The 17,148-nt window shown below is 60.1% G+C and carries 16 protein-coding genes; 8 read left to right on the forward strand and 8 right to left on the reverse strand.

Annotated elements, in window-relative coordinates; all coding sequences use genetic code 11:
• Positions 1–233: 233 nt before the first annotated feature.
• Both ACRC4F_RS11585 and ACRC4F_RS11590 read right to left on the reverse strand, forming a co-directional pair.
• A complete protein-coding gene (locus ACRC4F_RS11585; RefSeq protein WP_438659447.1) occupies positions 234–425 on the reverse strand; it encodes a hypothetical protein in 192 nt (63 codons plus the stop codon).
• A 14-nt stretch (positions 426–439) separates the two neighbouring features.
• Entirely contained in the window at positions 440–1,741 is a 1,302-nt protein-coding gene (locus ACRC4F_RS11590; protein ID WP_438659448.1) for a phospholipase, read from the reverse strand.
• Between the two features lie 236 nt (positions 1,742–1,977).
• Between ACRC4F_RS11590 and kdgD the strand changes: the two genes are divergently transcribed.
• From kdgD to ACRC4F_RS11615, 5 genes are all read left to right on the forward strand, one after another.
• Positions 1,978–2,889: a 5-dehydro-4-deoxyglucarate dehydratase gene (gene kdgD / locus ACRC4F_RS11595; protein ID WP_046052865.1), complete on the forward strand. Its 912-nt coding sequence runs from the start codon at positions 1,978–1,980 to the stop codon at positions 2,887–2,889.
• Between the two features lie 61 nt (positions 2,890–2,950).
• The gene (locus ACRC4F_RS11600) at positions 2,951–4,396 is read left to right on the forward strand and encodes an aldehyde dehydrogenase family protein (protein WP_438659449.1); all 1,446 of its coding nucleotides are present in this window, start codon (positions 2,951–2,953) and stop codon (positions 4,394–4,396) included.
• A 153-nt stretch (positions 4,397–4,549) separates the two neighbouring features.
• Positions 4,550–5,917, forward strand: coding sequence for an MFS transporter (locus ACRC4F_RS11605; protein ID WP_438659450.1), 1,368 nt, complete (start codon positions 4,550–4,552; stop codon positions 5,915–5,917).
• A gap of 11 nt (positions 5,918–5,928) precedes the next feature.
• Positions 5,929–7,482: a galactarate dehydratase gene (gene garD / locus ACRC4F_RS11610; protein ID WP_438659451.1), complete on the forward strand. Its 1,554-nt coding sequence runs from the start codon at positions 5,929–5,931 to the stop codon at positions 7,480–7,482.
• A 191-nt stretch (positions 7,483–7,673) separates the two neighbouring features.
• Positions 7,674–8,615, forward strand: coding sequence for an AEC family transporter (locus ACRC4F_RS11615; protein WP_438659452.1), 942 nt, complete (start codon positions 7,674–7,676; stop codon positions 8,613–8,615).
• A gap of 129 nt (positions 8,616–8,744) precedes the next feature.
• Here ACRC4F_RS11615 and ACRC4F_RS11620 read toward each other — a convergent pair whose 3' ends face one another.
• The 6 genes from ACRC4F_RS11620 to gatC all read right to left on the reverse strand — a co-directional run bounded on the left by ACRC4F_RS11620 (position 8,745) and on the right by gatC (position 13,966).
• On the reverse strand, positions 8,745–9,080 hold the full coding sequence (locus ACRC4F_RS11620) for a carboxymuconolactone decarboxylase family protein (protein ID WP_376739141.1): 336 nt from the start codon (positions 9,078–9,080) through the stop codon (positions 8,745–8,747).
• Between the two features lie 41 nt (positions 9,081–9,121).
• Positions 9,122–10,180, reverse strand: coding sequence for a calcium/sodium antiporter (locus ACRC4F_RS11625; RefSeq protein WP_438659453.1), 1,059 nt, complete (start codon positions 10,178–10,180; stop codon positions 9,122–9,124).
• Positions 10,181–10,230: 50 nt separating this feature from the next.
• Positions 10,231–10,605, reverse strand: a complete 375-nt coding sequence (locus ACRC4F_RS11630) for a septal ring lytic transglycosylase RlpA family protein (protein ID WP_438659454.1) — start codon at positions 10,603–10,605, stop codon at positions 10,231–10,233.
• A gap of 149 nt (positions 10,606–10,754) precedes the next feature.
• Positions 10,755–12,200, reverse strand: coding sequence for an Asp-tRNA(Asn)/Glu-tRNA(Gln) amidotransferase subunit GatB (gatB, locus tag ACRC4F_RS11635; RefSeq protein WP_438659455.1), 1,446 nt, complete (start codon positions 12,198–12,200; stop codon positions 10,755–10,757).
• A gap of 10 nt (positions 12,201–12,210) precedes the next feature.
• Positions 12,211–13,662 (reverse strand): Asp-tRNA(Asn)/Glu-tRNA(Gln) amidotransferase subunit GatA, encoded by a 1,452-nt coding sequence (gene gatA / locus ACRC4F_RS11640; RefSeq protein ID WP_438659456.1) that lies wholly within the window; start codon positions 13,660–13,662, stop codon positions 12,211–12,213.
• Positions 13,663–13,678: 16 nt separating this feature from the next.
• The gene (gene gatC / locus ACRC4F_RS11645; protein ID WP_438659457.1) at positions 13,679–13,966 is read right to left on the reverse strand and encodes an Asp-tRNA(Asn)/Glu-tRNA(Gln) amidotransferase subunit GatC; all 288 of its coding nucleotides are present in this window, start codon (positions 13,964–13,966) and stop codon (positions 13,679–13,681) included.
• A 214-nt stretch (positions 13,967–14,180) separates the two neighbouring features.
• Here gatC and mreB point away from each other — a divergent pair, with 214 nt between their 5' ends.
• The 3 genes from mreB (at position 14,181) to mreD (ending at position 17,007) form a co-directional block, all read left to right on the forward strand.
• Positions 14,181–15,218 carry a rod shape-determining protein MreB gene (gene mreB / locus ACRC4F_RS11650; protein WP_002555108.1) on the forward strand — a complete coding sequence of 346 codons (1,038 nt, stop codon included), beginning with the start codon at positions 14,181–14,183 and terminating at the stop codon, positions 15,216–15,218.
• A 140-nt stretch (positions 15,219–15,358) separates the two neighbouring features.
• Positions 15,359–16,516 carry a rod shape-determining protein MreC gene (gene mreC / locus ACRC4F_RS11655; RefSeq protein WP_438659484.1) on the forward strand — a complete coding sequence of 386 codons (1,158 nt, stop codon included), beginning with the start codon at positions 15,359–15,361 and terminating at the stop codon, positions 16,514–16,516.
• A complete protein-coding gene (mreD, locus tag ACRC4F_RS11660) occupies positions 16,516–17,007 on the forward strand; it encodes a rod shape-determining protein MreD (RefSeq protein WP_109627971.1) in 492 nt (163 codons plus the stop codon). Before mreC ends, mreD begins: the two co-directional genes overlap by 1 nt.
• Positions 17,008–17,148 lie beyond the last annotated feature (141 nt).

The following is a 17,148-nucleotide window of genomic DNA, read 5'->3' on the forward strand; positions in this document are numbered from 1 at the left end:
CGACCAGAAACGGTTAATCGGGCATTTTTATGAGTGTTCACTCGGGGCCTCCAGGTACTTGGTTTGGTTCGCACCTCCAATTTCCCGGAAAAGCCCCGAGTGAACAACCTACAGAGAGATCACAGCTAGCTCCCACAGGAGATCTCAAGTGAACCCATTATGGATGTTCACCCTCGATTTAATGTGGAAGCTAGCCTGCTAGCGATTTGGCCCGCAGCTTTAGTTCTTAATTGTCAGCCTGAGCGCAGAATCGAACGATCCACCCGCACAGCCAATTCAGCCACCTCGGGCTTGGCATCAAACGTCACATCCCCACGTTCATCCACAATCGCCCGCGCAATCACCACGCCCTTGGACAACAACTCCAGCGGCGCCCCCTTCAGCGATTGCCCCGACGCCAGTTCCAGTTTCAGTTTGATAGTCATCATCGATCTCCTTATCAGGCCACGTTGCCAGTGGGTTTGTAGTCCTTGAGCAGCAAGTACGTGCTCCAGCCCCACCAGTCATCGACGGTGGCGGTGTCGTTCAGGTTGTTGACGTCCTTGCGCCGCAGCACTTTGCTGCCTTCAACCTGGAACAACGGTGAAAAGTTGTTCGCCGGGTTCAGCACGGCTTGCAGATCCGGCGACTTTTTCAAGGCTCCGTAGTCACTGGCCGGTGGAACGCTGCCATAGAGATACGTCGTAAACACTTCGTTCGCCGATGCTTGTACGGCCTGATTCACCTGGACGCGATTGGCGCTGTCGATGGCGTCGAAGTAGCGTTTGTCGCCATACGCGCGCCATTGTTCGCCGTTGCCGTTACGCACATTGAGGCCGAACTTGCTGTCTTCGTCGTGCATGAAGCGGGTAATCAGCGAGCCCAGGTCACTCGGCGTCACCACCGCTGCCAGTTGTTTACGCGGCACGCGCAAATGGCCGGCGGAAAACAGGTCGGTCAGGTAATGATCGGCAAATGCGTTCATCGCGTAGGCCAGTTCGAGCTGCTTTTCATCGCCGCTCACGTGAGCCTTCACTGCTTGTTGCAGCGCTGCGGCATGCCCGGCGATGTACGCCAGCAGCGCCCACTCGGCAAAGTGATCGGCATTGTTGGCGGCCAGTTTCAGATAGCGTCCCAATGGAAACAGCGCCGAGACGAAACTGCCGCCGCCGGTGATTTTGTTCCACTCTTCGGACAACGTATCTCCAAGAGAGTCATACGCCTCATGAGGCTGTTTGCCGTCCTTGATCGCCTGTTTAACGGCGGCGATTTCCTTCTGCATGACGCCGAGGATCAGTTTCGCCTCGGCATTGGACGCAGGCAGCACGGCCAGCGAGTTGAAGGCATCGGTAAACCGCTGGATGCGATCGGCAGCGCTGGCGCCTTCGCTGACCGGTTGATCGGGAATGCCATAAAAATCCCCGCCCAGCGCGACGATCTGGCCATAGGTCAGCGCCAGCCCATTCGGTAAATGCAGCTGTACCTGAGAGGCCGGGACTGCGGGCGCGTCCTTGGTGAAACGCAGCAGCGTGCTGTCACCGATGGCGGTGTGCTCGCCGCCCTCGAACTTCAGCTGCGGCTTGCCTTTCAAGGCTTTGACGGGCGCAGCTTTGATTGTTGGAGGGGCGTCGTGATGTTCGCTGAGCTGCAGCATCAACGAACTGTTGGGGGTGATGGCAATACCGTCTTCGGTAAAAAGATCATCCAGGTTCGCGATGATCTGTTCGGGTTTTTCCTGCGGTTGAGTGTGTAGACCTGACATTTCTGGCTCCTTGATATGTCGTCGGTATGATTCAAAAGTAACTGTATGTGCATACAGTTATTTGGAGCATAGAAGAGAATTTTCCTACGTCAAGAAAACCCCTTTCCGACACAAATTCCGGGGACACCGATGAAATGCAGTTGACGGTTATTATTTAAGTTGTACGATGACCTACAACTCGGCCAAAGGCTGAATGCTTTTCTCACACAAACGTCGCTACCCAGGGTGTTCGAATAATGAATCCACAAGAACTGAAGTCCATCCTCTCTTCTGGCCTGCTGTCTTTCCCGGTCACCGATTTCAATGCCCAAGGCGATTTCCATCGCGCTGGCTACATCAAGCGTCTCGAATGGCTGGCCCCATACGGCGCCACGGCATTGTTCGCCGCGGGCGGCACCGGTGAGTTCTTCTCTCTGGCGGCCAGCGAATATTCGGAAATCATCAAGACCGCCGTCGACACCTGCGAAACCAGCGTGCCGATCCTGGCCGGCGTGGGCGGTTCGACCCGTCAAGCCATCGAATACGCACAGGAAGCCGAGCGTCTGGGTGCCAAAGGCCTGTTGCTGCTGCCGCACTACCTGACCGAAGCCAGCCAGGACGGCGTTGCCGCCCACGTTGAAGCCGTGTGCAAATCGGTGAAAATCGGTGTGGTGGTTTACAACCGCAACGTCTGCCGCCTGACCGCTCCGTTGCTGGAACGCCTGGCCGAGCGCTGCCCGAACCTGATCGGCTACAAGGATGGTCTGGGCGATATCGAGTTGATGGTGTCGATCCGTCGCCGCCTCGGCGATCGTTTCAGCTACCTGGGCGGCTTACCGACCGCCGAAGTCTACGCCGCGGCTTATAAGGCGCTGGGCGTACCGGTCTACTCCTCGGCGGTGTTCAACTTCATCCCGAAAACCGCGATGGATTTCTACCACGCCATTGCCCGCGAAGATCACGCCACCGTCGGCAAGATCATCGACGACTTCTTCCTGCCGTACCTGGACATCCGTAATCGCAAAGCCGGTTACGCGGTGAGCATCGTCAAGGCCGGGGCAAAAATTGCCGGCTATGACGCAGGTCCTGTGCGTGCGCCGCTGACCGATCTGCTGCCAGAAGAGTACGAAGCTCTGGCCGCGCTGATCGACAAGCAAGGTGCGCAATAACACACCCGATTAATAAGGCCGCTGAGTAATCAGCGGCTTTTTGCGTGAGGAGATCTCCCCCGTGGCAGATACAAAGCGTTTCGATAACTACATCAACGGTGAATGGGTCGCGGGCAGTGATTACTGCGCCAACATCAACCCGTCCGAACTGACCGATACCATCGGCGACTACGCCAAGGCTGACCTCGCTCAAGTCCACGCCGCCATCGACGCCGCGCGCGCCGCGTTCCCGGCCTGGTCCACTTCGGGCATTCAGGCTCGCCACGATTCGCTGGATAAAGTCGGTACCGAAATCCTCGCCCGTCGCGAAGAACTCGGCACCTTGCTCGCTCGGGAAGAGGGCAAGACCCTGCCCGAAGCCATCGGCGAAGTGACCCGCGCCGGCAACATTTTCAAATTTTTCGCCGGTGAATGCCTGCGCCTGTCCGGCGACTACCTGCCGTCGGTGCGACCGGGTGTGAACGTCGAAGTCACTCGCGAAGCATTAGGCGTAATTGGCCTGATCACACCGTGGAACTTCCCGATCGCGATCCCTTCGTGGAAAATCGCCCCGGCCCTGGCCTATGGCAACTGCGTCGTGCTGAAACCGGCCGATCTGGTGCCGGGTTGCGCTTGGGCATTGGCCGAAATCATCTCCCGCGCGGGCTTCCCGGCCGGTGTGTTCAACCTGGTGATGGGCAGCGGTCGTGTGGTGGGTGATGCGCTGGTGCAGAGCCCGAAAGTCGACGGCATCAGCTTCACCGGTTCGGTCGGTGTCGGTCGTCAAATCGCGGTCAGCTGCGTCTCGCGTCAGGCCAAGGTTCAGCTGGAAATGGGTGGCAAGAACCCGCAGATCATTCTCGACGACGCCGACCTTAAACAAGCGGTCGAGCTGTCGGTACAGAGCGCGTTCTACTCCACCGGTCAGCGTTGCACGGCGTCGAGCCGCTTCATCGTCACCGCCGGCATCCACGACAAGTTCGTCGAAGCCATGGCCGAGCGCATGAAGTCGATCAAGGTCGGTCACGCGTTGAAAACCGGCACCGACATCGGTCCGGTCGTTTCGCAAGCCCAGCTTGAACAGGATTTGAAGTACATCGACATCGGCCAGTCCGAAGGTGCGCGTCTGGTCAGCGGCGGCGGCTTGGTGACTTGCGACACCGAAGGCTACTACCTCGCGCCCACCCTGTTTGCCGACAGCGAAGCCGCGATGCGCATCAGCCGCGAAGAGATTTTCGGCCCGGTGGCCAACATCGTTCGCGTCGCCGATTACGACGCCGCGCTGGCCATGGCCAACGACACGGAATTCGGTCTGTCGGCGGGCATCGCCACCACGTCGCTGAAGTACGCCAACCACTTCAAGCGCCACTCCCAGGCCGGGATGGTGATGGTCAACCTGCCGACGGCGGGCGTGGATTACCACGTTCCATTCGGAGGGCGTAAAGGTTCATCCTATGGATCACGTGAGCAAGGTCGCTATGCGCAAGAGTTCTACACCGTGGTGAAAACCTCCTACATCGGCTCCTGATACACCGCAATACCTGTGGGAGCTGGCCTGCCAGCGATGGCATCACCGCGGTGTGACTGACACACCGAGGTGTCCGCATCGCTGGCAGGCCAGCTCCCACAAAAACAACATCGTTATTACCCGCATAAAAATAATCAGTGGGAGTACATCTACATGCAAGCGACCAAGCCGACTCACGTCCGCTATTTGATTCTGCTCATGCTTTTCCTGGTGACCACGATCAACTACGCCGACCGGGCCACTATCGCCATCGCGGGCTCCAGCCTGCAAAAAGACCTCGGCATTGACGCGGTCACCCTCGGTTACATCTTCTCTGCATTCGGTTGGGCCTACGTGGCCGGGCAAATTCCCGGTGGCTGGCTGCTGGACCGTTTTGGCTCGAAAAAAATCTACGCACTGAGCATCTTCACCTGGTCGCTGTTCACTGTGCTGCAGGGTTATGTCGGTGAGTTCGGCATGTCCACGGCGGTGGTTGCGCTGTTCATGCTGCGCTTCCTGGTGGGCCTGGCCGAAGCGCCATCCTTCCCCGGCAACGCACGCATTGTCGCGGCCTGGTTCCCGACAGCTGAACGCGGTACGGCCTCGGCGATCTTCAACTCGGCGCAATACTTCGCCACCGTGTTGTTTGCACCGCTGATGGGCTGGATCGTCTACAGCTTCGGCTGGCAGCACGTGTTCATCGTCATGGGCGTGATCGGCATCATTTTCTCGGGGATCTGGCTGAAAGTGATTTACAGCCCGCGCCAGCACCCGATGATCAACGACGCCGAGTTCAAGCACATCGCCGACAACGGCGGCATGGTCGACATGGACCAGGACAAAGGCAAAGGCACCAAGGCTGACGGTCCGAAGTGGGACTACATCCGCCAGTTGCTGACCAACCGCATGATGCTCGGCGTGTATCTGGGCCAGTACTGCATCAACGGCATCACTTACTTCTTCCTCACCTGGTTCCCGGTGTACCTCGTACAAGAACGCGGCATGACCATCCTCAAGGCCGGTTTCATTGCCTCGTTACCCGCGATCTGCGGCTTCATCGGCGGGGTGCTCGGCGGGGTGATTTCCGATTACCTGCTGCGCAAAGGCCATTCCCTGACCTTCGCTCGCAAGGCGCCGATCATCGCGGGCTTGCTGGTCTCCAGCAGCATTGTGGCGTGCAACTATGTCGATGTTGAATGGATGGTCGTCGGCTTCATGGCCCTCGCATTCTTCGGCAAAGGCGTGGGTGCGTTGGGTTGGGCCGTGGTGTCCGACACCTCGCCAAAACAGATCGCCGGTCTCAGCGGTGGCTTGTTCAACACCTTCGGCAACATCGCTTCGATCACCACTCCAATCGTGATCGGCTACATCATCAGCTCCACCGGTTCGTTCAAATGGGCGCTGGTGTTTGTCGGTTGCAACGCACTGGTCGCGGTGTTCAGCTACCTGGTGATCGTTGGTCCGATCAAGCGTGTGGTGCTTAAAGAGCCGCCCGTCAGCGGCCCTGAAACCAACAACAAATTGTCTCAAGCGCATTCCTGAGGAGCGGCGTCATGCAGTTGATTGAACATTCCGACTCGCCGCGCTACATCCGCTTGCACGAGCGGGACAACGTCGTGATCGTGGTCAATGACCAGGGCGTCCCGGCCGGCACCGAGTTTCCCGATGGCTTGGTGACGGTGGACTTCGTGCCGCAGAGCCATAAAGTCACCCTCGAAGACATTCCCGAGGGCGGCCAGGTGATTCGTTACGGCCAGACCATTGGCTACGCGTTGCAGCCGATTCCGCGCGGCAGCTGGGTCAAGGAAGATCAACTGCGCATGCCCACCGCGCCACCGCTGGACAGCTTGCCGCTGTCTACCGAAGTGCCGGCGGCGCAGGCACCGCTGGAAGGCTTCACGTTCGAGGGATATCGCAACGCCGACGGCACCGTCGGCACGCGCAACATTCTGGGGATTACCACGACCGTTCAGTGCGTCACCGGCGTGCTGGACCATGCGGTCAAGCGCATCAAGGACGAGTTGCTGCCGCTTTACCCGAACGTCGATGACGTGGTGGCGTTGACCCACAGCTACGGCTGTGGCGTGGCGATTACCGCCACCGATGCGTACATCCCGATCCGCACTGTGCGTAATCTGGCGCGCAACCCGAACCTGGGTGGCGAAGCCTTGGTCATCAGTCTGGGCTGCGAGAAATTGCAGGCCGGACAGGTGATGCACGAGAACGACAGTTCGGTGGATTTGAGCGATCCGTGGTTGTACCGCTTGCAGGATTCGAGTCACGGTTTCACCGAGATGATCGAGCAGATCATGGCGCTGGCCGAGACCCGTTTGAAGAAGCTCGACCAGCGTCGCCGGGAAACCGTGCCGGCGTCCGAGCTGATTCTCGGCATGCAGTGCGGCGGCAGCGATGCGTTTTCCGGCATCACCGCCAACCCGGCGCTGGGCTATGCCTCGGACCTGTTATTGCGGGCTGGCGCGACGGTGATGTTTTCCGAAGTTACCGAAGTGCGTGATGCGATTTATCTGCTGACCTCCCGCGCGGAGACTGAGGAAGTTGCTCAGGAACTGGTGCGGGAAATGGATTGGTACGACCGCTACCTGGCCAAGGGCGAAGCGGACCGCAGCGCCAACACCACTCCGGGCAACAAGAAGGGCGGGTTGTCGAACATTGTCGAGAAGTCCCTCGGGTCGATCGTCAAATCCGGCAGCAGCGCGATCAACGGGGTGCTTGGCCCTGGTGAGCGCTTCAAGCGCAAAGGGCTGATTTTCTGCGCAACCCCGGCCAGTGATTTTGTCTGCGGGACGTTGCAGTTGGCGGCGGGGATGAACCTGCACGTGTTCACCACCGGGCGCGGCACGCCGTATGGTTTGGCGATGGCGCCCGTAGTGAAAGTGTCGACCCGGACGGAACTGGCGCAGCGCTGGCCGGACCTGATCGACATCGATGCCGGGCGGATTGCCACCGGGCGGGCTTCGATTGAAGACCTTGGCTGGGAGTTGTTCCACTACTACCTGGACGTGGCCAGCGGCAAGAAGCAGACGTGGGCAGAGCAGCATAAGCTGCATAACGACATCACCTTGTTCAACCCGGCGCCGATTACCTGATACCGCGTTTTCGTTCATCGCCAGCAGGCTGGCTCCCACAGGGATCTTCGGTGTTCACGCAGTTTGTGCCACACAGAAGCCCCCCTGTGGGAGCCAGCCTGCTGGCGATGGCGATCTAACAGGCGCCGAAGTTCTCAGTGGCTTATCATTAGCCACCTAACGACGCCCACCCTCAAGGTTCCCCCCCCGGCATGCTGGCTATCTTCCTCGAAACCCTGAACATCACCGCGCCGGTGTTTGCCATGCTGTTTCTGGGGGTGGTGCTCAAGCGCATCGACTGGATCAACGACAATTTCATCCACACCGCGTCGGCCCTGGTGTTCAACGTCACCATGCCGGCGTTGCTGTTTCTGGGCATCCTGCATGCCGACCTGCACGCCGCGCTGCAACCGGCGCTGCTGATCTATTTCTCGCTCGCCACCCTGGCGTGCTTCGCCATCGCCTGGGGCTGGGCGATCTGGAAGTGCCCGCGTGAAGACCGGGGGATTTACACCCAAGGCGCCTTTCGCGGCAACAACGGCGTCATCGGCCTCGCGCTGGCGGCGAGCATGTACGGCGATTACGGGATCTCCCTCGGGGCCATCCTCGCGGCGCTGGTGATCCTGTTTTACAACACGCTCTCGACCATCGTGCTGGCGGTGTATAGCCCGGTGATCAAATCCGATCCGTGGAGCATCTGCAAAAGCGTGATGGTCAACCCGCTGATCATCAGCGTGTTTGCGGCAGCCCCCTTTGCTTATTACAAGATCAGCCTGCCGGGATGGCTGGAAACCTCCGGTCAGTACCTGGCGCAGACCACGTTGCCATTGGCGCTGATTTGCATCGGTGGCACGTTGTCGCTGGCGGCGATGCGCAAGAGCGGCTCGATGGCGCTGAGTTCAAGCCTGGTGAAGATGATCGGCCTGCCGGTGCTGGCAACCCTCGGCGCGTGGCTTTGGGGCTTTCGCGGGGCAGAGTTGGGGATTCTGTTTCTGTACTTCGGCAGCCCGACGGCGGCGGCCAGTTTTGTCATGGCCCGTCAGGCCGATGGCAATCATGAACTGGCGGCGGCGATCATCGTCATCACCACGTTGATGGCGGCTGTCACCACCAATATCGGGATTTTTTTGTTGCAGTGGGGGGACTGGATCTAGCTTCAGAATTTACGGTGACTTATCGGGCCTCATCGCGAGCAGGCTCGCTCCCACATTTGGAATGCATTCCCCTGTGGGAGCGAGCCTGCTCGCGATAGCTATTTATCTAACACCAAAAAATTCTGGCTTTTACTCCGGCTTTTGGTAGGTATCAATCACTTCCTGTGCCGCGCGAAACGCATCGATCGCCGCCGGCACGCCGGCATACACCGCGCAATGCAGCAGCGCTTCGCGGATCTCATCCACGGTGCAGCCATTGTTCAACGCACCGCGCACGTGGCCTTTCAACTCCTGTGGACACTTCAACGCCGTCAGCGCCGCGAGGGTGATCAGGCTGCGGGTTTTCAGCGGCAGGCCTTCGCGATTCCACACGCCGCCCCACGCATGTTCATTGACGAAATCCTGCAGCGGCTGGGTGAACTCGGTGGCATTGCCCAGCGCGCGGTCGACGAAGGCATCGCCCATCACTTGGCGGCGGACTTCAACGCCAGGCTTTTTATTGTCGGTCACGGCATTTCCCTCTTGTGGTGTTGGCGACGCCAGGCGCGCAGCGACGTGAACAGCAGGTACGCCACCAGCGCCGGCAGGACGAAAAATAGCATCAGGTGTTCAAGCTTGCCGGCCAGGGGCATGCCGGTGGTGAACGACACCACGTGCAGGCCGTAAGCGAGATACAAACCCAGAAACAGCAGGCCTTCGGCGCGGGTCACCCGGTAGCCGGTGTAGAACAGCGGCAGACACAGCACCGCGACACCAAGCATCACTGGCAAGTCGAAATCCAGTGCATTGGGCGAGACCGACAGCGGCGAAGGTGCGACCAGCGCAGTCAGGCCGAGCACGCCCAACAGGTTGAACAGGTTGCTGCCGATCACGTTGCCCACGGCAATGTCCCGTTGACCGCGCAACGCGGCGATCAATGAGGTGGCCAGTTCCGGCAGGGACGTGCTGATGGCGACGATGGTCAGACCGATGACCCGCTCCGACAGCCCCAGATCGGTTGCGACCGCCACCGCGGCGCCCAGCAACAAGTGCCCGGCGTAGACCAGCATCGCCAGTCCGGCGACGATCATCAGCACGCTGCTGAACCACGGTGCCCGGGGTGTTCCGTCATGGGAGGGCGGACGGGTCGAATGCCGCGACTGGCGCAGCAGCAAGCCCAGATATAGCGCCAGGGCGCCCAGCAGAATCATGCCGTCGACACGGTTCAGCTCTTCATTCCATGCCAATAGAAACACCAGCAGGCTGGCACCGATCATCAGCGGGATGTCCAGGCGCACCAATTGTCGCGACACCCGCAGCGGAATAATCAGCGCCGAAAGCCCGAGGGTGACGAGGATGTTGAAGATGCTGCTGCCGATCACGCTGCCGACGGCGATGTCGGCGTTTTGCGCCAGGGTGGCTTGCAGGCTGACCGCCATTTGCGGCGCGCTGCTGCCCAGGGCGACGATGGTCAGGCCGATGATCAGCGGCCGCACCTGCAAGCGCGCGGCAAGCCGGACGGCGCCACGGACCATCAGCTCGGCGCCGGCGATCAGCAACAGCAGGCCGCCGAGCAATTCAATCACGCTGATCAGGGGTAAATCGGCAAGTCCGAAAATGGTCGGGGCTCCGTCTGTTAATCGTCGAGGGCTTGCACGCGAACCTTCGCGGTGCCGCTTCGGAGCATACCCAGTTGTTCGGCGGCCTCGTGTGAAAGATCAATCAGGCGTCCACGGGTATGCGGCCCGCGGTCGTTGATACGCACCACGCAGGACCTGTCGTTATTCAGATTGGTGACCTTCACCCGCGTGCCGAACGGCAACTGGCGATGGGCGGCGGTCAGGGAATTCTTGTTGAAACGCTCGCCACTGGCGGTGCGTTTACCTTGGTGTTTGGCGCCGTAATACGAAGCCATGCCGGTCTTGTCGTAGCCATGTGGATCGATGATGTCGTTGCTGGCGCAACCGGCCAGTAAAGTGAGCAGGGCGCAGGCAGTGAGCAGACGCTTCATTCAAAGGTTTCCCGAAAACAAATGTGGGAGCCAGCCTGCTGGCGATTGCGGAATGTCAGACACGGATATGTTGAATGTCAGACCGCTATCGCCAGCAGGCTGGCTCCCACAGGGAGTGGAGCCAGATTTGAAGGCTGGCTCCATTCGCATCAGCCTTCGAGCTTGCTTTTCAGCAGTTCGTTGACCTGTTGCGGGTTGGCCTTGCCTTTGGAAGCTTTCATGGCCTGGCCGACGAAGAAGCCGAACATCTTGCCGCGTTTGGCTTCGTCTGCCGCGCGGTATTGCTCGACCTGCTCGGCGTTGGCCGCAAGCATTTCGTCCAGCACTGCGGAGATCGCGCCGCTGTCGGTCACTTGCTTGAGGCCGCGCTTGTCGATGATCTCGTCTGCGCTGCCTTCGCCGTTGGCCATCGCTTCAAACACCACCTTGGCGATTTTGCCGGAGATGGTGTTGTCCTTGATGCGCAGCAGCATGCCGCCCAGTTGCTCGGCCGAGACTGGCGACTGGTCGATGTCCAGGCCCTGCTTGTTCAACAGGCTGCCCAGTTCAACCATGACCCAGTTGGCCGCCAGCTTGGCGTCGCCGCCGATGCTCACGACTTTCTCGAAGTAATCGGCTTGCTCGCGGCTGGTGGCCAGGACGCTGGCGTCGTATACCGACAGGCCGAACTGCGCCTGGAAGCGCTCGCGTTTCTGCGGTGGCAATTCCGGCAGGGTGGCGCGGACTTCGTCGAGGAACGAGTTCTCGATGACCACCGGCAGCAGGTCCGGATCGGGGAAGTAACGGTAGTCGTTGGCTTCCTCTTTGCTGCGCATCGGACGGGTTTCGTCCTTGTTCGGATCGTACAGGCGGGTTTGCTGGATCACTTTGCCGCCGTCTTCGATCAGTTCGATCTGACGTTGCACTTCGCTGTTGATCGCCTTTTCGATGAAGCGGAACGAGTTGACGTTCTTAATCTCGCAGCGGGTGCCGAATTCAACCTGGCCTTTCGGACGGATCGACACGTTGCAGTCGCAACGCAGCGAGCCTTCGGCCATGTTACCGTCGCAGATGCCCAGGTAACGTACCAGCGCGTGGATGGTCTTGACGTAGGCAACTGCTTCCTTGGCGCTGCGCATGTCCGGCTCGGAAACGATTTCCAGCAGCGGCGTGCCGGCACGGTTCAGGTCGATGCCGGTGGCGCCGTTGAACTCTTCGTGCAGGCTTTTACCGGCGTCTTCTTCCAGGTGCGCACGGGTGACGCCGACACGTTTGATCGTGCCGTCTTCCATGGCGATGTCCAGGTGGCCCTTGCCGACGATCGGCAATTCCATCTGGCTGATCTGGTAGCCCTTCGGCAGGTCCGGGTAGAAATAGTTTTTACGGGCGAACACGTTGTGCTGGCCGATTTCGGCATCGATGGCCAGGCCGAACATCACCGCCATGCGCACTGCTTCCTGGTTCAGCACCGGCAATACGCCGGGCATGCCGAGGTCAACCAGGCTGGCCTGGGTGTTCGGCTCGGAACCGAACGTGGTGGAGCTACCGGAAAAGATTTTCGACCGGGTGGTGAGCTGGGTATGAATCTCCAGCCCGATCACGACTTCCCATTGCATGTGTTTCTCCTCAGAAGCCGGTTGGGGTGCGGGTGTGCCAGTCAGTGTTCAACTGATACTGATGGGCAACGTTCAACAGGCGATCTTCCTGGAAATACGGGGCGAGCAGCTGCACGCCGACCGGCAGACCATCGACAAAACCGGCCGGCATGGACAAGCCCGGCAGGCCCGCGAGGTTGGCGGTGATGGTGTAGACGTCTTCCAGATAGGCAGCGACCGGGTCGCTGTTCTTGGCGCCGAGCTTCCAGGCCGGGTTCGGCGTGGTTGGGCCGAGGATGATGTCGACCTCATTAAAGGCTGCCATGAAGTCGTTCTTGATCAAGCGACGGATCTTCTGCGCCTTCAGGTAGTAGGCGTCGTAGTAACCGGCCGACAGCGCGTAGGCACCGACCATGATCCGACGCTGCACTTCCGGGCCGAACCCTTCGCCACGGGAACGCTTGTACAAGTCTTCAAGGTTTTTCGGGTCTTCGCAGCGGTGGCCGAAACGCACGCCGTCAAAACGCGACAGGTTGGAAGACGCTTCCGCCGGGGCGATCACGTAGTACGCCGGGATCGCGTGCTGCATGTTCGGCAGGCTGATTTCCTTGACCACGGCGCCAAGCTTTTCCAGCTCCTTGACGCTGTTGTGGATCAGCTCGGCGATGCGCGGGTCGAGACCGGCGCTGAAGTATTCCTTTGGCACGCCGATGCGCAGGCCTTGCAGCGAGCTGTTGAGGCTGGCGCTGTAGTCAGGCACAGGCTCGTCGATGCTGGTGGAGTCCTTGTTGTCGAAACCGGCCATGCCTTGCAGCAGGATCGCGCAGTCTTCGGCGGTGCGCGCCAGAGGGCCGCCCTGATCGAGGCTGGATGCGTAGGCGATCATGCCCCAGCGCGAAACACGACCGTACGTCGGTTTCAGACCAGTGAGGTTGGTCAGTGCGGCGGGCTGGCGGATCGAGCCGCCAGTATCGGTGCCGGTGGCCGCTGGCAACAGACGAGCGGCAACGGCCGCAGCCGAACCGCCCGACGAACCGCCCGGCACGTGTTCCAGGTTCCACGGGTTTTTCACCGGGCCGTAGTAGCTCGACTCGTTGGCCGAACCCATGGCGAATTCGTCCATGTTGGTCTTGCCCAGGGTCACGGCGCCGGCAGCGGCGAGCTTGGCGACGACGGTGGCATCGTACGGTGCTTTAAAGTTGTCGAGCATCTTCGAGCCGCAACTGGTGCGGATGCCCTGGGTGCAGAACAGGTCTTTGTGGGCGATCGGCGCGCCGAGCAGGGCGCCGCTCTCACCATTGGCGCGGCGTGCGTCGGCGGCTTTCGCCTGCTGGAGCGCCAGGTCTTCGGTGAGGCTGATGAAGCTGTTGAGCTGAGGATCGAGCTGGGCGATACGCGCCAGCAGGGTTTTGGTCAGCTCTTCGGAAGAAAACTTTTTATCGGCGAGTCCGCGGGCGATCTCGGCCAGAGTCAATTGATGCATTGCAGGCTCTTTCCCTTTAGTCGATGACTTTCGGAACCAGGTACAGGCCGTTTTCGACCGCTGGTGCGATGGACTGATAGGCCTCGCGATGATTGGTCTCGGTCACGACGTCTGCACGCAGGCGCTGGCTGGTTTCCAGTGGGTGGGCGAGCGGCTCGATACCGTCGGTATTGACCGCCTGCATTTCGTCGACCAGTCCCAGAATGCTGTTCAGGGCCGAAGTGATGTGTGGAAGATCGGCATCATTGAGGCCCAGACAGGCCAGATGAGCGATTTTTTCCACGTCGGAGCGTTCAAGCGTCATGGGATTCTCCAGTGGAAGGAAAACAGAACGGATGCTATCCGTGTGTTAGATTGTCGGAACACTACCGCATTTCTACGGTCATAAGGCCGCGATTGTGGGGGTTGGTGCACAGAAAAGCGGCCAATTTAACATATTGGCGCCTTGCCCAAAATCCCTGTCGTTGTTAGAGTTTGCCGCACTTTTTTACCCACGCGTTGCCTAGGGTCCCTTTCCCATGTTCAAGAAACTGCGTGGCATGTTTTCCAGCGATCTTTCCATTGACCTGGGCACTGCCAACACCCTTATTTACGTGCGCGAGCGCGGTATCGTCCTGAATGAGCCATCGGTTGTGGCTATTCGGACACACGGTAACCAGAAAAGTGTCGTTGCTGTCGGCACCGAGGCGAAGCGCATGCTCGGCCGTACGCCGGGCAACATTGCTGCCATTCGTCCGATGAAGGACGGCGTAATCGCCGACTTCAGCGTCTGCGAAAAGATGCTGCAATACTTTATCAACAAGGTTCACGAAAACAGCTTCCTGCAGCCAAGCCCGCGGGTGCTGATCTGTGTTCCATGCAAATCCACCCAGGTTGAGCGTCGCGCCATCCGTGAATCGGCCCTTGGTGCCGGTGCTCGCGAAGTGTTCCTGATCGAAGAGCCGATGGCTGCTGCGATCGGTGCCGGCCTGCCGGTTGAAGAAGCTCGCGGTTCGATGGTCGTCGATATCGGTGGCGGTACCACTGAAATCGCGCTGATCTCCCTGAACGGTGTGGTTTACGCCGAATCCGTACGGGTTGGCGGCGACCGCTTCGACGAAGCGATCATCACTTACGTGCGTCGCAACTACGGCAGCCTGATCGGCGAATCCACTGCCGAGCGCATCAAGCAGGAAATCGGTACGGCCTACCCGGGCGGCGAAGTTCGTGAAGTCGACGTTCGTGGCCGTAACCTGGCCGAAGGCGTTCCACGTGCCTTCACCCTGAACTCCAATGAAGTGCTGGAAGCTCTGCAAGAGTCCCTGGCCACCATCGTTCAGGCCGTGAAAAGCGCACTGGAACAGTCGCCTCCGGAACTGGCTTCCGACATCGCCGAGCGTGGCCTGGTGCTGACCGGTGGTGGCGCCTTGCTGCGTGACCTCGACAAGTTGCTGGCCCAGGAAACCGGTCTGCCGGTAATCGTTGCCGAAGACCCGCTGACCTGCGTTGCTCGCGGCGGTGGCCGTGCATTGGAAATGATGGATAAACACACCATGGATCTGCTTTCCAGCGAATAAGTCGCCGGATCGCCTCTATGCTGTTGAGCGCGCAGGCGGCACTTTGCAGTGCTGCCTGTTTGCGTTTACCTTCTGTCAGTCTGTATCCAGGCCGGTCTGCCGTATGAATAAACAAAACATTTGCCTGGGAGGAGCGGCTTATTAAACCGCTTTTCACCAAAGGGCCTTCACTGGGCGTGCGCTTGTTGGTGCTGGTCGTGCTATCGGTCGCGCTGATGGTGGTCGATGCCCGCTTCACACTGCTCAAGCCAGTGCGTAGCCAGATGTCGCTGGTGCTGATGCAGTCCTACTGGATCACCGACCTGCCGCAGCGGTTATGGCAGGGTGTGGCCAGCCAATTCGGCAGCCGTACCGAACTCGTCGCCGAGAACGAAAAACTCAAGACCGAAAACCTGCTGTTGCAGGGCCGCATGCAAAAGCTTGCCGCCCTCACCGAGCAGAACGTTCGGTTGCGCGAGTTGCTCAATTCCTCTGCGCTGGTCAACGAGAAGGTCGAAGTGGCCGAGCTGATCGGCATGGACCCCAACCCGTTCACCCATCGCATCATCATCAATAAAGGTGAGCGCGACGGTGTGGTCCTCGGTCAGCCGGTGCTCGATGCTCGCGGTCTGATGGGCCAGGTTGTCGAATTGATGCCGTATACCTCCCGCGTGCTGCTATTGACCGACACCACCCACAGCATTCCGGTGCAGGTGAACCGCAACGGGCTGCGGGCGATTGCCAGCGGCACCGGCAACCCGGAACGCCTGGAACTGCGTCACGTCGCTGACACGGCTGATATCAAGGAAGGCGATCTGCTGGTCAGTTCGGGCCTTGGTCAGCGGTTCCCTGCCGGGTATCCGGTGGCGACAGTCAAGGAAGTGATCCACGATTCCGGCCAGCCGTTTGCCATCGTGCGTGCCGTGCCGACTGCCGCGTTGAACCGCAGTCGTTACCTGCTGCTGGTGTTTACTGACGGTCGCACCGCTGAAGAACGCGCCAACGACGCGGCCCAGGCGCAAGAAGCGCTGGATCAGCACGGTGGTGGACCGATCATTCCGGCGACCGTGCCAAAACCAGTGCCTGCGACCGTGGTGGTACCCGCCGCAGCCGCTGCCGCTGCGCCTGCTGCCGCTCCGGCGACACCGGCGGTACCGGCGCCGGTGGCAACCCCGGCCAAACCTGCGCATCCCGCAGCCGCCAAGCCGCCCGCATCGCAACCTGCCGCAACCAAACCGCCAGCCACTCAACCGGCTGCGGTGAAACCTGCGGCCAAACCGCCTGTCTCCGCGCCGGCTTCCACTGGGGGACGAGAATAATGGTCGGTGCTACCGCATCCCGAAATGGCTGGATGATCTGGCTGACGTTTGCCATTGGCCTGCTGCTCAGCGTTTCGCCATTGCCGCAATTCATGGAAATCCTCCGTCCGCTCTGGCTGGCCTTGCTGCTGGCGTTCTGGGCGCTGTATTTGCCGCAGAAAGTCGGCATGGTCACCGCATGGTGCCTGGGCCTGGCCGAAGACGTGCTGTACGGCACGTTGCTGGGTCAGAACGCGTTGATTCTGTGCCTGATCACCTTCCTCGTGCTGTCGTTGCAACAGCGCCTGCGCATGTTCCCGATGTGGCAACAGAGCCTGGTGATCCTGGTGATCTTCGGCCTCGCGCAGCTGGTTCAACTATGGCTCAGCGCCCTGACCGGCAACCGTCAGCCAACCCTGGCACTGGTACTGCCGGCCTTGGTCAGCGCATTGCTCTGGCCATGGATCAGCTACGGTTTGCGCGGGTTGCGTCGACGCTACAAGATCAATTAATTCGGTCAGGCATTTGCCCGCGGTGCCTTGCCTCATAAGTACGTTCCTTTTTGGCGAGTGGCTGTTGTTGCCAGACAAGGCGCCGCGACGAGTCATAGCTCGCTATGGCGAGGAGCGGCAACGCAGTATGGCAACAACAGA

The organism is Pseudomonas sp. (genome assembly GCF_051660785.1).
In the GTDB taxonomy this organism is placed as follows: domain Bacteria; phylum Pseudomonadota; class Gammaproteobacteria; order Pseudomonadales; family Pseudomonadaceae; genus Aquipseudomonas.

Bases quoted from the DNA above. Each gene is read 5' to 3' on its own strand.
- garD (WP_438659451.1), top strand. From the start codon at position 5,929: ATGCAGTTGATTGAACATTCCGACTCGCCGCGCTACATCCGCTTGCAC.
- ACRC4F_RS11590 (WP_438659448.1), bottom strand. From the start codon at position 1,741: ATGTCAGGTCTACACACTCAACCGCAGGAAAAACCCGAACAGATCATC.
- ACRC4F_RS11620 (WP_376739141.1), bottom strand. From the start codon at position 9,080: ATGGGCGATGCCTTCGTCGACCGCGCGCTGGGCAATGCCACCGAGTTC.
- ACRC4F_RS11585 (WP_438659447.1), bottom strand. From the start codon at position 425: ATGACTATCAAACTGAAACTGGAACTGGCGTCGGGGCAATCGCTGAAG.
- gatB (WP_438659455.1), bottom strand. From the start codon at position 12,200: ATGCAATGGGAAGTCGTGATCGGGCTGGAGATTCATACCCAGCTCACC.
- ACRC4F_RS11615 (WP_438659452.1), top strand. From the start codon at position 7,674: ATGCTGGCTATCTTCCTCGAAACCCTGAACATCACCGCGCCGGTGTTT.
- gatC (WP_438659457.1), bottom strand. From the start codon at position 13,966: ATGACGCTTGAACGCTCCGACGTGGAAAAAATCGCTCATCTGGCCTGT.
- mreD (WP_109627971.1), top strand. From the start codon at position 16,516: ATGGTCGGTGCTACCGCATCCCGAAATGGCTGGATGATCTGGCTGACG.
- kdgD (WP_046052865.1), top strand. From the start codon at position 1,978: ATGAATCCACAAGAACTGAAGTCCATCCTCTCTTCTGGCCTGCTGTCT.
- ACRC4F_RS11630 (WP_438659454.1), bottom strand. From the start codon at position 10,605: ATGAAGCGTCTGCTCACTGCCTGCGCCCTGCTCACTTTACTGGCCGGT.
- ACRC4F_RS11605 (WP_438659450.1), top strand. From the start codon at position 4,550: ATGCAAGCGACCAAGCCGACTCACGTCCGCTATTTGATTCTGCTCATG.
- mreB (WP_002555108.1), top strand. From the start codon at position 14,181: ATGTTCAAGAAACTGCGTGGCATGTTTTCCAGCGATCTTTCCATTGAC.
- gatA (WP_438659456.1), bottom strand. From the start codon at position 13,662: ATGCATCAATTGACTCTGGCCGAGATCGCCCGCGGACTCGCCGATAAA.